We start from the raw sequence: 13504 nt of genomic DNA, 5'->3' as shown, positions 1-13504 counted from the left end.
GTGAATACGGCTTCGCGGTCTTCTTCTTTGATGTCTGTTCCATAACGGGCAATTCTCCGAGAGTTTTGCCCTCCGGTAAACCCGGGGCGGTTCATTCTGCTGATCGCCTCGACCTCGGGGCGCGGGCAGGAAAACATCGCCTGGCAACAGGTGGAACGCGCGATCCGCATTCAGAAGGGCGAGATCGAAGACCCGGCCACGCTGCCGGTGATCTTCATGGCCGAGCCGGAAGACGACTGGCAGGATGAAGCGGTATGGCGTGCGGTGAACCCTGGTCTCGACTATGGGTATCCCGACCTTGACGCCTACCGCGACAAGGCGCGGCTGGCCGAACAGTCGGTGCATGAGCGCGACAGCTTCCTGCAATTCAACCTGAACCGCTGGCTGGACCAGTCCACATCGCCCTTTGTGGAAATGCCGATCTATGACCGGGGCGCGGGCGAGGTGGACCTTGCCGACATGGCCGCCACGCAAGCCCCCTGCTGGCTGGGGGTGGACCTGTCCAAGAATGAGGATCTGACCGTGGTGGTGGCCGCCTGGCGCGATGGCGCGGGGTATGCGGTCCATGCCTGGTTCTTCTGCCCCGAAGACAATCTGCGCGCCCGGGGCGAGCGGCATGGGGTGGATTACCTGACCTGGGCCGAGGCCGGGTTCATCATCCCGACCCCAGGCAACACGGTCGATCTGCGCGCCGTCGAAGACCACATTCGCGAGCTGTGCGCGCGCTTCAATGTGCAGGAAGTGGCCTTCGATCCGACCTATGGTCGCGCGATGATGGCCAATCTGAACGCGGATGGCATCCTGGCGGTCGAGTTCCGGCAAGGCTGGGCCAGCATGGCGCCGGCCGTCAAGGAACTGGAACGGGCGATCCTGTCGGGTGGCCTGCGCCACGGCGGGCACCCGGTGCTGCGCTGGAACTTCGACAACATTCAGGTCGAGACGGACAAGGCGGGCAACCGCATGTTCCACAAGGGCAAGTCAGGCAACAAGATCGACGGCGCGGTTGCCACGGCAATGGCCGTGGCCCGTGCGGCAGCGGCCGAGGGGCAGTTCACGACCTCAGCCGACTGGTTCACCGAAGAACTCTGGATGGCATAGGAGGCGACATGAACGCGGCAGTCGGGGCAGATGAACGCCTGGTGGTGATGCTGGAGGCCCGGATCCGGGACTTCGAGAAGAACCTTGCCAAGGCCGATCAGCGGGGCACCAAGACCTATCAGAACCTGCGCCGGGGGTCGCAATCTGCAACGCGGCAGATGGAAGCCGACATGGTGCGATCGACCAGCCGGATCAATCAGGCGCTGGCGACGACCAGCACGGGCATCGGCACCTTCGCCAAGGCCTTCGCTGGCGGACTGCTGGGAACGCTGGCCATCGGCGGGCTGACCGAGGCGGTGGGGCGCATCAACCAGCTGGCCGAGGGGGTGGCAGGTGTCGGGGATGCCGCGCGGCGTGCGGGCCTCTCGGCCAAGGAGTTTCAGGAATGGAGCTATGTTGCCGACCAGAACCGCATCGGCGTTGATGCCCTGACCGACGGTATCAAGGAATTGCAGCTGCGGGCCGATGAATTCGCGGTCACCGGCAAGGGATCGGCGGCCGAGGCCTTCGAGCGGCTGGGCTATTCCGCGGCCGACGTTGCCAGCAAGATGAAAGACCCCAGCGCGCTGCTGCTGGAGATCATGGGCCGGGTCGAACAGCTGGACCGCGCTGCGCAGATCCGCATCTTCGATGAGCTGCTGGGCGGCACCGGGGGCGAGCGGTTCGTAGAACTGCTGGAACAAGGATCGCGCAAGATCGCCGATACCAAGCGCGAGGCCTCGGACCTGGGAATTGTCATGTCGGATGAGCTGATCGCCAAGGCCGACCAGCTGAACCGCCAGTTCAACACCGTCGCCAATACCGTGGGCGTTGCCCTGAAAAGCGCGATCATCAGCGCGGCCTCCAGCCTCTCGGACTTCCTCGACGGGTTCCGCGAGTTCGAGAACCAGCGCGACACGACCTTGCAGGATCGTCAGACCGCCATCATGGGCCAGCGCGCCGACCTCTATGCCGAAATGAACGCGATCCGCGCCGGCGGCAGGCCTGACAGCTGGGGTGGTCAGGTTCAGGCCATCGAAGACACCATTGCCGAGCTGACGGCTGAAGAAGACCGCATCATTGCAATCCTGTCGTCACGCACGGAACGCACCTGGGCGCCGAAGGCCGACACATGGGCGCCGCCTGCGACAACCGATCCGCCGGGCAAGGACAAGCCGGGCAGCGGGCGCGGCAAGTCGCGCCTCAACGATCTGGAAAGCGCCATCGCCGCGACCGAACGGCAGATCGCCGCCAATGCGGCCGAGGCGCAAAGCCTCCATGATCTGGTGGCGGCGGGCAATGCCTATGGCGGATCGCTCGACTATGCCAAGAAGCGGGCCGAGCTGCTGATCGCGGCGCAGAAGGCAGGGATCGACCTGACGCCAGACCAGATCGCCGGCCTTGAAGACCTGGCGCGCGCCTATGCCGAAAGCGGGATCGCCGCCACCGACGCAGCCGATCGGATGCGGCAGGTGGAACAGGCCTCGATGCGCGGGCAGGATGCCTTCCGCGACCTCTTCGGCAGCATCCTTGAAGGGTCGGCATCGGCAAAACAGGCGCTGGCCAGCCTGTTGATGCAGATGGCCAAGGTCCAGTTCACCAAGGGGATGCTTGGTTTGCTCGGCAGCACGTCCTGGGGAACGACGCTGGTGAAATCCGTGGGCGAATCGCTTTCCTTCGACGGCGGGGGCTATACGGGCGACGGCACCCGCACGGGCGGTCTCGACGGCAAGGGCGGATTCATGGCCATGCTGCACCCGCGCGAGACCGTCACCGACCACACGCGCGGCCAGAGCGCGCCCACGGCAGCGAAGCCGCAGGCCCTGACCGTCACCGTCACGATGGACCCTTCCACCGCGCAGCTGGGCGCCTTCGTGCGCGATCAGGCGGGCCGCGTGGTCGCTTCCGCCGCCCCGCAGATCGTCAGCCAGTCTGTTGACGCGACATATCGCCAAGCCCGTGAGGTGCCGATCGGATGACCGCCAGAACCCGCCTGTCCCGCCAGCTCTGCGCCGCTGTGACCGCCGCCCTGTCTGGGGCAAGGGTCAGGCCGCCCGAGGCTGGCCGCCCGCTGTGGAACGCCTTCCAGCGCCTGAACGCCACCCGCACCTATCACATGGCCGGGCCGAACCCGATCAGCTTTGCCGAGATCGAGGCCTTCGCCCGCCTGATGCGCCTGCGGCTGGAGCCGTGGCACGTCACCATTCTGATGGACATGGACGCGGCATGGCTTGCGGTGGCGCAGCGGGCCAAGGTGCCCGAAGGCGTCAAGAGCCTGCCCCCGATCAGCAAACAGCCCCTGAACGCCGCCTTGCTGGATGTGGTCATGGGCTGACCGGACAGGGCAGGATGCGCCCGGGTCTGCCATGTCGGCCCCTGCATCCCCGTTACTCGGCGAGTGGGAAAACCCCGAGATCGCGCGGCAAACCGCTCCAAAACTGCGCGGCGCGAAAACCACTCTGACGATGCAGGACTGTTCCCCCAGTGTTCCCCAGTGATATGACGAGAAAAGCCCCCTTGCGGGGGCTTGCTCGTAAATCTCTGGATTATCAGGGATTTCTGGCTCCGGCGGTAGGGATCGAACCTACGACCAATTGATTAACAGTAAGCCTAGACGCGCCACGCAACCTACGGTATAGTCCCGGGGATGATCCCAAGTGCCCGTAATCACTGGGATACTCCCGACGACACGGGGCCAGACAGTGCCCCACCCGACTTACCCGACTTCGCCCCACACCGTCTTAGCCCCGTCTTAGACCGCGACCCTGATAGGAACAAAAGATGAACATGCAGCCCACCAAGCTCTCCAAGGACGTGCTGGACAAGCTCCCGCCCGCCGCCTCCGGCCAGTATGTCGTGCGCGACACGGAGGAGCCCGGCTTCTTCGTCGTGGTCGGTGCCCGGACAAAGACCTTCACCGTGCAGGTGGACGTGGTGTCGCCCTTGGGCAAGCGGTCCACCAAGAAGCGGGCGGTGGGGAAGTGGCCGGAGGTCAGCGTGGCCGACGCCCGCCGGGCGGCGCGCGAGGCGAAGGTTGAGATAGCTCGGGAGGGCGGGGGACGGGAGGGCGGCGCGCTGACGTTCGGCGCGGCGTGGGCGGAGCTTCGCGCGGCGATGGAGCAGGACGTTGCCGCCGGGCGGCGCAGCGCCGCGACCGTGCGCGGCTACGACTACAGCTACCGGCTGCTGTCCGACTGGGAGAGGACCCCGCTCGCGCGGCTCTCCGACCACACCCCGGAGGTCCGCAAGCGCCACCGCGAGCTGACGGCCAGCAGCGGCCCGTCCTCCGCCAACGGGGCGATGGTGTTCCTGCGGCGCGTCTACAACTACGCCCGGAAGCGGCGGCTGGACCCCAAGCTGCCCGCGTTCAACCCGGTTGACTCCATCGACTTCAACCCCCAGCGCCGCCGCGACACGGCCATGTCCGCGTCGGAGCTTCCCGGGTGGTTCAGGAAGCTGGGCGCGCTGCCCAACCCGGTGCGGCGCGAGTTCCACCTTTTCTGCCTGCTGTCGGGCTCGCGCCCCGGGGCGCTGACCGTCGCCCGCTGGGAGCACCTGGACGTGCGGCGGCGCGTCCTCCACGTCCCCAAGCCCAAGGGGGGAGAGCGGCGCGCCTTCGACATTCCCCTGTCCCGGGAGATGCTGGCCTGCCTCGCCCGCGCCCGCCGGGCGGGGCGCATTGTCAACGCGGTGAACGCGGCGGAGTGGGTCTTCCCGGGGGAGGGCGCGAGGTCGCACCGGGGCGACTTCGCCGGTCACATCGTCGCCTATCAGGAGGACCGGGAGGCGCTGCCCAAGTTCGGCGGGGACCTGCGCCAGACCTACAAGACCCTCTCTCCCGAGGCGGGCCTCTCCAAGACGGACGTGATGATCCTGATGAACCACGCGGACGGGGACGTGAGCGACGGCTACATGACCCGCTCCAAGGTGGCGGAGGACTACCTGCGCGGGCGGCAGGAGGCGATGAGCCGCTACATCATGGGCTGGTGTCGGAAGCGGGGATAAGTCACTGGCGGCGCACGGGTGAAGCGTTGAGCGGGGGCACGAGCCCCCTTTACCGGGCGGGCGCGGCCCGGTAACGTCTGAGCAGAGACTAGGTATCCGCACCGGCTGGCTGGGAAGTGCCGCGCGCGGGGAGCGCCCGAGGAAACACAAGGGCGCGGGGCAACCCGGTGGGCGCGAAGGTGCGCCATGGCCCCGTCACTCAACCGGCTGCCAAGGTGAGGCAGCCCTGAGCGACGGGCTGCTACATGACCCATGACATAGACGAAATCGTGCGCCTCGTGGTGGCGCGCGTCCGCGACGAGCTGGTGACGCCCGAGTGGCTGACCCCCGATCAGGCCGCGAGCTACTGCGGGCTGACTGCGCGGGGCCTTGAGGACCTGCGCTACCGGCGCGTGGGGCCGGTGGCCTCCAAGGTGGGAGGGCGCATCGTCCGCTACCGGCGGGCGGACCTTGACTCTTGGCTGGAAGCCGGGAGGCAGGAATGAGCGGGGGCGGAGGGGAGAGCGCCCCCGGCGCTGGGAAGCTCACCGGAGGCGCGGAAGACAGGCATCATCACCCTGATGGCGCCAGTATACCCGCGAACGGCGGGCCGGGCGATGGCGAAGCGTTGAGCGACTTCCTGCGGGGCTGGTCGGAGAACGGCCCGTGGTGGCCGACCGCGATCCCGCGCGAGGGCGGCGGGACCGTGACCCGGACCTTCACCGACCTCGGGGAGCTGTCCGACTGGGCGCGCGGCCTCTCGGGCGTCAAGAACCTCTACTTCCATGTCAACGACCTCTCGCCCGACACGCACAAGAAGGGCGAGAAGGGCGACGTGACGCGCATCCGAGGCCTGCACGTTGACGTGGACGCCCGGGTGCCGGATGGCGGCTGGCCCAAGGGGGAGCCGACGCCCGAACGACTGGCGGAGCTGACCGCACACGGCGAAGCCGAGCGGCGGCGCATCCGGCGCATCTTCGAGGACTGGGAGGTGGACGGCAGGAAGCTGCCCTTCCCCCGGCCCACTGCGGTCATCGACAGCGGCGGCGGGTTTCAGGGCTTCTGGCGCTTCGAGGACGACGAGGAGGTTGGCCCCGATGTTGCCGAGGCGCTCAACCGTCTCATCGCCGGGGCGCTGGGCGGCGACATGCCGACCGTGGACGTGAGCCGCCTCATGCGGCTGCCCGGAGCGGTGAACCTGCCCGGCCAGAAGAAGCGGTGGCGCGGGCGCACTGACGCCCCGACCCGGCTTGTCTGGGCGGACTGGTCGCGCCGGTTCCGCGCGTCCGATTTCCCGGCCCCGGCCCCGGCGGCGAGGGCGACGGGCGGGGGAGGCGGCGCTGCGCCGGTGACGTTGAGCGCGAACCTGCCTCAGGTGTCGCTGGACGACCTGCCCGACGCGGTTGACGCCCGGACCCGGGCGCTGATCGTCAACGGCGAGGACCCGGACGCGCCCGGGCGCTACCCCTCGCGCTCCGAGGTCCTCTTTGCCGTCCTGTGCCAGTTAGCGCGGGCCGGGGTGGACGACGACACGATGGCGGCGCTGATCCTTGACCCCGACCACGGCGTCAGCGCGCACGTCCGCGAGCAACCCCGCCCTGAGCAGTATGTCGCGCGGCAGATAGCGCGGGCGCGGGATGCGGCCTCCGAGCCCGAGTTGGCGGAGCTGAACGAGCGGCACGTGGTCCTGCTGAACGAGCAGGACAAGACGCGGGTGCTTGAGTTCGTCAGGCGCGAGATAGGGGGCCAGTCCCGCAGCACTGTGTCGCTCCAGTCCTTCGAGGACTTCCGCAACCGCTACCTGAACCGCACGATCAAAGTGGCGACCGACAGGGAGGGGAACGCGGTGATGAAGCCGCTCGGGGCGACGTGGCTGGCGTGGCCCCACCGGAGGCAGGCCCACTCGCTGGTGTTCGCGCCGGGCGGCGGTGACGAGGTGGGCGACCAGCTCAACCTCTGGCGCGGCTTCGGGGTCGTGCCCGCGCCGGGCGACTGGTCCCGGATGCGCGCCCACGTCCGGGAGGTGCTCGCCGGGGGCGACCCCGAGGCGGCGGACTACATCGAGCGCTGGGCAGCCTTCGCCGTCCAGAACCCCGAGGCCCCGGCGGAGGTCGCGCTGGTGTTCCGGGGCAAGAAGGGAACCGGCAAGGGCATCTTCGCCCGGGCGCTCATGCGCCTGTTCGGCCAGCACGGGCTCCACATCCCGAACGGGAAGCTGCTGACCGGCAACTTCAACCTGCACCTCCGGGACTGCTGCCTCCTCTTTGCGGACGAGGTGGAATGGCACGGGGACCGGCAGGCGGAGGCCACGCTCAAGGTCATGGTCACCGAGCCCGAGCTGATGATCGAGGGCAAGGGCCGGGACGCCTACCAGTCCCCGAACCACCTCCACATCGTCATGTCGAGCAACGAGGACTGGGTGGTGCCTGCCTCCATTGACGAGCGCCGCTTCGCCGCCTTCGCCGTGTCGGACGCGAGGAAGGGGCAGCGGGGATACTTCACCGACCTCGTGGCGGAGATGGACGGCGGCGGGCTCGCCGCGATGCTCCACGACCTGCTGGGGCTTGACCTCGGGGAGTGGCACCCGCGCTGGAACATCCCCCAGACCGACGAGCTGATGGCCCAGAAGCTGGCGAGCGTCAGCGGCCCGGCGGCGGTTGCCCTTGAGCTGCTCATGCGCGGCGAGACGCCGCTGGTAGAGCGCGAGGACGGGCGGTGGCCGACGATCCGCGACGGCGAGAGGGTGTTCATCCCGACCAGCGACCTTGCGAGCTGGGCTGCCGCCCGCCGCCTCGTGCCCGAGGTCCGGCCCGGGCTGACCGAGCGGCTCGGGCACGAGCTATCGCGGGCCGCTGGCCCCGGCGCGGAGGCCAAGCGCGAGACCGTCGCCCGGAGGCAGGTGCGGGGCTGGTGGCTACCCGCGCTGCCGGAGGCCCGCCGCCTGTGGGCAGGGTCGCACGGTCTGGCCGTGGACTGGGGCGAGGCAGACGGGGCGTCTTGGGACGTGGTGGCCGGAGGAGAGGGCGATGTGCCCTTCTAGACGGTTCGAGCAGCCGGTTTTCGGCAACCGTCTAGGAAACCGTCTAGCGCTAAGTGTTTGTCCTGCTTGGGCAAAATGTGGCTGCTAGACGGTTAGACGGATTAGACGGTGGTTTTCGCTTTCGGAGGCCCGGGCACCCGGAGCCCAGAGGAGGAGCCGGGAGAGATGCGTCAGGGCTACGGCGGTTTTCTTGCCGTCTAACCGTCTAACCGTCTAATAGAAAGAATAAGAGAAGGGAAAACAACAGGTTGTGCGCTAGACGGTTCCTAGACGGTTTGGGTGGTGGTGCCGAAACCGTCTAGCTCCGCCCTGCCGCCACTCCTGGCCGCTCGCAAAGCGCGTTCTCCCTCGCAACGAAAAGGGACCCCTCGCAACGGGCCGCGCGGGCTTGCGAGGTTCGGGCGCGGTAGCCTCTGGGCAGGATCGCAGCGACGGAGGCAAAGGCGATGATGAAGGCGAAGGTGCGGCCCGACAGCCGCGTCGGGAAGGCAATGAAGGCAATGCTTGACGCGGGGGAGGTGCCGGGTGTGCTGGGCTACCAGCGCCGCGACCTCCTCTTGCCGGGAGGGGTTCCGTGTCATGCGCATGACGTCTCCAACTGGGCGAGCGCCCGGGGGATGGAGCTTCGACCGCACGACATCGTTGAAATCAGGCTGTGCCTCGCCGCCTTGGGGGTGCGCGAAAGCTCAGAGGAGCCCTTCCGCCTCCCCGCACTCGACGTGGCCCGGGGTCGCTGGTCCGAGGCGACTGGCTGGGCGCATGACTTCGACGACAACCGGCGGAGCTGGCGTGTCCTTCCGGCGATAGGCGGCTGGGCTGAGGCCGGAGAGTAGGGCCACCCCGAAAGGCTGTCCCCGCCCACCCGCCGCAAACTCCACGTTGTCAGGGCCTTCTCGCGCCCGCCCGGGCCACCTCGGAACCGTCCGCTTTCAGGGTAGACGGCCACCAGTCGTTCACGGTATGTTCCGGTCATGCGGGGTATCTGAACACCCCATTCCGCAACCCGAGAAATGGAGCACCACCGATGGAAAACCTCACCACCGCACAGATCAAAGAACGGGTCCACGCCGCCATCCGCGCGGGGGACCGGGCCAAGGTCGCTTCCCTCACCGCAGAAGTGGCCCGCCGCCTTGAGGCTCGGGGAGCGCGTCCCGCCGTCGCGGCGGAGCTGGCCCCCGAGCGCATCGCGGCCCTCACCGCCCAGCGCGAGGCCATCCTGAGCGGGGAAGGCACCGAATGACCCGCCGCGCCGCGATCTACGCCCGGGTCAGCACCGGGGAGCAGACGCCCGAGAACCAGCTCCTGCGGCTGCGAGAGGTGGCCGCTCGGGCGGGCTGGACCGTCGCCCGCGAGTATGTCGAGACGGCCAGCGGCGCGACCTCGCGCCGCCCCGGGCTGGACGCGATGATTGCCGACGCCCAGCGCCGCCGCTTCGACGTGGTGATGGCGTGGGACGTGTCGCGCCTCGGGCGCTCGCTCCGCGACCTCGTGGAGCTGTTCGAGACGCTGCGCTCGGTCGGGTGCGACCTGTTCCTAGAGCAGCAGGCGCTGGACACCTCCACCCCGGCGGGCCGGGCGCTGTTGCAGATGTCGGGCGTCTTTGCCGAGTTCGAGCGGGCGATGATCGTTGAGCGCACGAGGGCCGGGATGGAGCGCGCCCGCGCCCGGGGCAAGCGCATCGGCAGGCCCCCGGCCTCCGACACGCTGGTCCAGTCCATCCGCGCCCTGCGCGCCCGGGGGATGGGCATGGACCGCATCGCGCGGGAGCTTCGCTGCGGCAAGAGCCTCTCGTGGCGCGTCTGTTCCGAGTTCGACCGGGAGGCCGCAGAGTGACCCGCCTCGCGCTCGCCATCGCCCTGCTTCTGGCCGGTTGCGCGCCCGCCCCGACCGTCCCGCCCGAGGTGCAGGCCCGGGGCGAGGCGCTCCTCCTCGGGCTCCGCGCCCACACCCACCACTGCCGAGAGGTGAAGCCATGACCGACGACCAAGACGACGACCTGCCCGCGCGGCTGGTTCCCCCCGGCCCCGGGGGACAGGGCCGGACCTTCTGGAAGGTGACGCCCCGGGGGCTCCGCATCGTGGAGGAGCTGGCCGGGCGGGGCTGCCACCTGACCACCATCGCCCGCGTCCTCGGGATGGACGTTGCCACGCTCCGGGAGGTCCGGCGGCGCGACCCGGAGGTTGACGAGGCATACCAGCGCGGCCTCGCCCGGGAGCACGACGCCCTCGTGGGCAACCTCCGCGCCGCCGCCGACGAGGGCAACGTGGTCGCCAACATCTTCCTGCTCAAGTCCCGCCACCAGTATCGGGAGGGCGAGGCCCTTGAGGCGAACCTCAACCTCACCGTCAACACCGGGGGCGTTCTGCTGATCCCGAACAAGATGACCGTGGAGGAGTTCCTCCGCGAGCGCGAGGGGGCGGGCGGGCGCATCCCCGGGCAGCCGGAGGACCCGGACGTGATAGAGCACCGCCCGCTGGACCCGGAGGCGCGCCGTGGGGACTGAGACGCGGGCCGACGCCTACGGGAACGTAGCGGGCCTGCTGTCCCGGATGGGCTACGCCGCGACCGTCCGCGAGGGCTACACGCCCGCCGGGCAGCGCGCACCCGTCACCGCCCTCGTGACCGACGCCCCGGAAATCTGCGTCGGGATGGCCTTCGGGCTGACGGCGGAGGACCCGGAGGCCAACCTCCCGACCACCAGCGCGTGGGCCGGGAAGTCTCCTGCCGGGGACAAGCTGCTGGCGTGGTTCTGACCGGCCAGTTATCAACGCTCCGCCATTCGCCGCAGCGCAGCATCGCGGTATCCTCTCGCCCGAGAAGGCGCGCCGCTGGTGGCCCGCCGCAGGCAAGAGGAGCCCCACATGGCTGAACCGGCCCCATCCCTCCCCCTCAACATCCCCGACAAGCCGCTGCTGGCGACCGCCGATGTGATCTCGCTTGCCGAGGTCGCGGCCCGCCGCGCGGAGAAGTTCGGCGCGCTGATCGACACCCTTGAGGCGGGCGTGGCCAAGCGCGCGTCCGACGCGGCGGAGAGCCTCGCCCGCGCGGGCTTCAACCCCGGGGACCAGACCGCCGCCGCCGACAAGGCCCGGGCCATCGCCCGGCGCGAGGTCGTGGCGAACAGCTCGGAAACCCGCTGGGCGCACCTCAAGGAGCTGAGCGCCGCCGCCGACAGCCTCGCCACCACGGCGCAGCTCTGGGCCTCCCCCATCACCGTCCTGTCCCGCTCCGGCCTCGGGACGCCCGAGCGCACCGCCTACATGCAGCAGCTTGAGGGTTCCGGCATCGTTGAGCTGAAGAACATGGCGGCCTTCGCCGTCGCCTCCGGCAACAAGGTGCTGGGCGCGGCCCTCGTCTCGGTCGTGGACCGGATGCCCGCGCGCTCCCGCCCGTTCAGCGCGCAGGACCTTGCCGACCGGCTGGTGGGCGAGGAGACGCGGCGCGTTCAGGACGCCATCGCCGCCGTCAAGCTCGCCGCCCAGCGCGCGATCAACCGCAACCGTGAGTGGGAGGCCGGGAAGGTCCGGCCCCTTGACCGTGTCAAGCTCGCCATGAACAAGCCCAAGGAGTGATCCCATGCCCCTCTACCTCGTCACCCGCCCGCGCGGCGCGGAGCACCTCCGCAACCCCTCGGGGACCCACGCCGCCCTCGTGGACGCGGCCAGCGCCCCGGCGGCGATCCTCGCCGCCAACGCCCTCGTGCCCCATCTCAACGGGCCGTTCAACGGCTTCGACACAACGCAGGTCGCGGCCACGGCGGCGGGCGGCTTCGCGCCGTGTGTTTTTCAGGGAGACGCTCTGGGCCTCGCATACACCCACCCGGGGCGCGGGGCATGACCCCCGAGCGCGTGGCGAGCGCCTACCTGCAGCTCTTTCCGTCGCGCCTCCGAAAGGCGCACATGGCGCTGCTCACCTATGCCGAGGGGGCGAACCCGGACGGCTGGGCCACGCCCTCGGACGTTGAGCGCTTCTCCCGCCTCTACGGCGTCCCGCGTGGCCCGCTCGGGGCTCTGGTCGGGATGCTGTCGCGTCAGCCGCTGCCCGACCGCCGGGCGGTGGTCTGGGTCGATGCCGTGCGCAACCCCGAGGCTGCCTACCCGCACCTGATCCAGCAGCACGACCGGGCCGTGGTCCGGGCCTTCGGCTGGTTCTGTCACACCATCGACCTCGGGTGGCTCCGGCTGCGCTCGCCGGTCATGCACTGACCCGCAAACCGAGCGCTTCTAGGGTGGCCTCGCTGTCCTCCCCGGGGGCCTTGCCCTTCTGGGCCTCTCGCCGCGCCTCGCCGGACACCATTTGCGGGTGGCTCAACGGAAGGCGGGCCGCGCGCAATCCTCTGCCATCCCTCCCGAGCCGGGCGCGCGGTATCCTCTGGGCATGGAGAAGAATGTCGTCATCTACGCCTTCCGCTCGCCCGGCTCGGGCGCGGTCTACATCGGCAAGCACGAGTGCGACCCGGGCGGCTGGCCGCGCCGGGGGACCGGGCGTCTCCCTGACGGATACGCGGGCTCGGGCGACGTGGTTCCCCGGTTCCACGCGCGGCACGGTGCTCGGGTGGAGTGGCGCATCCTCGCCGTGGTGTCTGTCGCGGACTGGCCTCGGGCGGAGAGGCGAGCGGTGGACCTCGCCCGGGCGATCTTGGGCAGGAAGTGCGTCAACTTGAAGGACGGCGGGGACGGCTGGTCCCGCGAGGAGGCGCTGGCCGCACGGGCGAAAGCGGCCAGACCGGAATACATGGCCCGCCACCGGGCCGCACGGCGCGCCTACGCGGCCACGCCCGAGGGAGAGGCCCAGATAGCCGACGCCCGCCTTGCCAGCATCGCCCGGTCTCAGGAACCGGAGGTGTGTGCAAAGCGGAGCAGGAGCCACAAGGCCCTAGCCCAGACGCCGGAGCGAAGGGCGCAGCTCCTCCGCGTTGCCGCTCTCAACCACACCCCCGAGGCCATCGCCAAGAGGCAGCGGACCCGGCGCGTGAATGACGGGTGGCGCGAGCTTGAGAGGGAGAGGCCAGAGCTGTTCAAGTGACTGCTGTGGCTCACGTTTTTCCGCTGGCGAGGCGGGGATAACTATAGACGGTAAGCGGTCGCTGGACCGCACGGTAGGCTTAGTTTGACGGCTTGAAGTTCCATGGGAGCAGCTCGTCGAGGCGGCTTTGCGGATGGCCGTTGGCGATGGCTGTCAGGGTGGCCTTGAGATAGGCAAAGGGCTCGATGCCGTTGATCTTGCAGGTTTCGATCAGCGAGGCGATGCGGCCCCAGGCCATGCCGCCCTCGTCATGGCCGGCGAAGAGTGCGTTCTTGCGATTGAGGGCGATGGGGCGGATCAGGTTTTCCACCCTGTTGGAGTCAATCTCGACGCGGCCGTCGGTCAGGAAGGTTTGCAACCCGTCCCAATGGTTGTGGA

16 protein-coding genes are annotated in these 13504 nt (G+C 69.3%); 15 read left to right on the top strand and 1 reads right to left on the bottom strand.

The window, feature by feature from the left end; all coding sequences use genetic code 11:
• The first annotated feature begins 150 nt into the window (after positions 1-150).
• From G481_RS24525 to G481_RS25255, 15 genes are all read left to right on the top strand, one after another.
• The gene (locus G481_RS24525; RefSeq protein WP_245595005.1) at positions 151-1098 is read left to right on the top strand and encodes a terminase TerL endonuclease subunit; all 948 of its coding nucleotides are present in this window, start codon (positions 151-153) and stop codon (positions 1096-1098) included.
• Between the two features lie 8 nt (positions 1099-1106).
• Positions 1107-3056, top strand: coding sequence for a phage tail tape measure protein (locus tag G481_RS24520; RefSeq protein WP_051294646.1), 1950 nt, complete (start codon positions 1107-1109; stop codon positions 3054-3056).
• Positions 3053-3412 carry a phage tail assembly chaperone gene (locus G481_RS0118055; protein WP_028031244.1) on the top strand — a complete coding sequence of 120 codons (360 nt, stop codon included), beginning with the start codon at positions 3053-3055 and terminating at the stop codon, positions 3410-3412. Before G481_RS24520 ends, G481_RS0118055 begins: the two co-directional genes overlap by 4 nt.
• A gap of 446 nt (positions 3413-3858) precedes the next feature.
• A complete protein-coding gene (locus G481_RS24515; protein ID WP_051294645.1) occupies positions 3859-5082 on the top strand; it encodes a tyrosine-type recombinase/integrase in 1224 nt (407 codons plus the stop codon).
• Positions 5083-5327: 245 nt separating this feature from the next.
• On the top strand, positions 5328-5567 hold the full coding sequence (locus tag G481_RS24510) for a helix-turn-helix transcriptional regulator (RefSeq protein WP_035026683.1): 240 nt from the start codon (positions 5328-5330) through the stop codon (positions 5565-5567).
• A gap of 122 nt (positions 5568-5689) precedes the next feature.
• Positions 5690-8101: a DUF5906 domain-containing protein gene (locus G481_RS25270; RefSeq protein ID WP_154664678.1), complete on the top strand. Its 2412-nt coding sequence runs from the start codon at positions 5690-5692 to the stop codon at positions 8099-8101.
• Positions 8102-8547: 446 nt separating this feature from the next.
• Positions 8548-8934 (top strand): hypothetical protein, encoded by a 387-nt coding sequence (locus tag G481_RS0118035; RefSeq protein ID WP_028031241.1) that lies wholly within the window; start codon positions 8548-8550, stop codon positions 8932-8934.
• Positions 8935-9125: 191 nt separating this feature from the next.
• The gene (locus tag G481_RS0118030) at positions 9126-9341 is read left to right on the top strand and encodes a hypothetical protein (RefSeq protein WP_028031240.1); all 216 of its coding nucleotides are present in this window, start codon (positions 9126-9128) and stop codon (positions 9339-9341) included.
• Positions 9338-9934 (top strand): recombinase family protein, encoded by a 597-nt coding sequence (locus G481_RS0118025; protein ID WP_028031239.1) that lies wholly within the window; start codon positions 9338-9340, stop codon positions 9932-9934. The genes G481_RS0118030 and G481_RS0118025 overlap by 4 nt, the downstream gene beginning before the upstream one ends.
• Before the next feature lie 139 nt (positions 9935-10073).
• A complete protein-coding gene (locus G481_RS25265) occupies positions 10074-10604 on the top strand; it encodes a hypothetical protein (RefSeq protein ID WP_051294644.1) in 531 nt (176 codons plus the stop codon).
• Positions 10594-10854 (top strand): hypothetical protein, encoded by a 261-nt coding sequence (locus G481_RS0118010; protein WP_028031238.1) that lies wholly within the window; start codon positions 10594-10596, stop codon positions 10852-10854. The genes G481_RS25265 and G481_RS0118010 overlap by 11 nt, the downstream gene beginning before the upstream one ends.
• 108 nt (positions 10855-10962) lie before the next feature.
• A complete protein-coding gene (locus tag G481_RS25260; protein ID WP_051294643.1) occupies positions 10963-11673 on the top strand; it encodes a hypothetical protein in 711 nt (236 codons plus the stop codon).
• A 4-nt stretch (positions 11674-11677) separates the two neighbouring features.
• Positions 11678-11938, top strand: a complete 261-nt coding sequence (locus G481_RS0117995) for a hypothetical protein (protein ID WP_028031236.1) — start codon at positions 11678-11680, stop codon at positions 11936-11938.
• Positions 11935-12306: a hypothetical protein gene (locus G481_RS0117990; RefSeq protein WP_028031235.1), complete on the top strand. Its 372-nt coding sequence runs from the start codon at positions 11935-11937 to the stop codon at positions 12304-12306. Before G481_RS0117995 ends, G481_RS0117990 begins: the two co-directional genes overlap by 4 nt.
• A gap of 172 nt (positions 12307-12478) precedes the next feature.
• Positions 12479-13126: a hypothetical protein gene (locus G481_RS25255; protein WP_028031234.1), complete on the top strand. Its 648-nt coding sequence runs from the start codon at positions 12479-12481 to the stop codon at positions 13124-13126.
• A gap of 79 nt (positions 13127-13205) precedes the next feature.
• Here the strand turns inward: G481_RS25255 and G481_RS24485 are convergent.
• Positions 13206-13504 (bottom strand): transposase domain-containing protein (locus tag G481_RS24485; RefSeq protein WP_035026678.1); only part of this gene is annotated, 299 nt, incomplete at its 5' end.

Source organism: Gemmobacter nectariphilus DSM 15620 (assembly GCF_000429765.1).
Lineage (GTDB): Bacteria > Pseudomonadota > Alphaproteobacteria > Rhodobacterales > Rhodobacteraceae > Wagnerdoeblera > Wagnerdoeblera nectariphila.
Note: the sequence above shows the minus strand (reverse complement) of the source record. Positions and strands in the feature narration are given on the sequence as shown.

What these genes read in the sequence shown, in the direction of transcription:
- G481_RS24520 (WP_051294646.1), top strand. Translation starts at nt 1,107, where the DNA reads ATGAACGCGGCAGTCGGGGCAGATGAACGCCTGGTGGTGATGCTGGAG.
- G481_RS0118055 (WP_028031244.1), top strand. Translation starts at nt 3,053, where the DNA reads ATGACCGCCAGAACCCGCCTGTCCCGCCAGCTCTGCGCCGCTGTGACC.
- G481_RS24515 (WP_051294645.1), top strand. Translation starts at nt 3,859, where the DNA reads ATGAACATGCAGCCCACCAAGCTCTCCAAGGACGTGCTGGACAAGCTC.
- G481_RS24510 (WP_035026683.1), top strand. Translation starts at nt 5,328, where the DNA reads ATGACCCATGACATAGACGAAATCGTGCGCCTCGTGGTGGCGCGCGTC.
- G481_RS0118035 (WP_028031241.1), top strand. Translation starts at nt 8,548, where the DNA reads ATGATGAAGGCGAAGGTGCGGCCCGACAGCCGCGTCGGGAAGGCAATG.
- G481_RS0118030 (WP_028031240.1), top strand. Translation starts at nt 9,126, where the DNA reads ATGGAAAACCTCACCACCGCACAGATCAAAGAACGGGTCCACGCCGCC.
- G481_RS0118025 (WP_028031239.1), top strand. Translation starts at nt 9,338, where the DNA reads ATGACCCGCCGCGCCGCGATCTACGCCCGGGTCAGCACCGGGGAGCAG.
- G481_RS25265 (WP_051294644.1), top strand. Translation starts at nt 10,074, where the DNA reads ATGACCGACGACCAAGACGACGACCTGCCCGCGCGGCTGGTTCCCCCC.
- G481_RS25260 (WP_051294643.1), top strand. Translation starts at nt 10,963, where the DNA reads ATGGCTGAACCGGCCCCATCCCTCCCCCTCAACATCCCCGACAAGCCG.
- G481_RS0117995 (WP_028031236.1), top strand. Translation starts at nt 11,678, where the DNA reads ATGCCCCTCTACCTCGTCACCCGCCCGCGCGGCGCGGAGCACCTCCGC.
- G481_RS0117990 (WP_028031235.1), top strand. Translation starts at nt 11,935, where the DNA reads ATGACCCCCGAGCGCGTGGCGAGCGCCTACCTGCAGCTCTTTCCGTCG.
- G481_RS25255 (WP_028031234.1), top strand. Translation starts at nt 12,479, where the DNA reads ATGGAGAAGAATGTCGTCATCTACGCCTTCCGCTCGCCCGGCTCGGGC.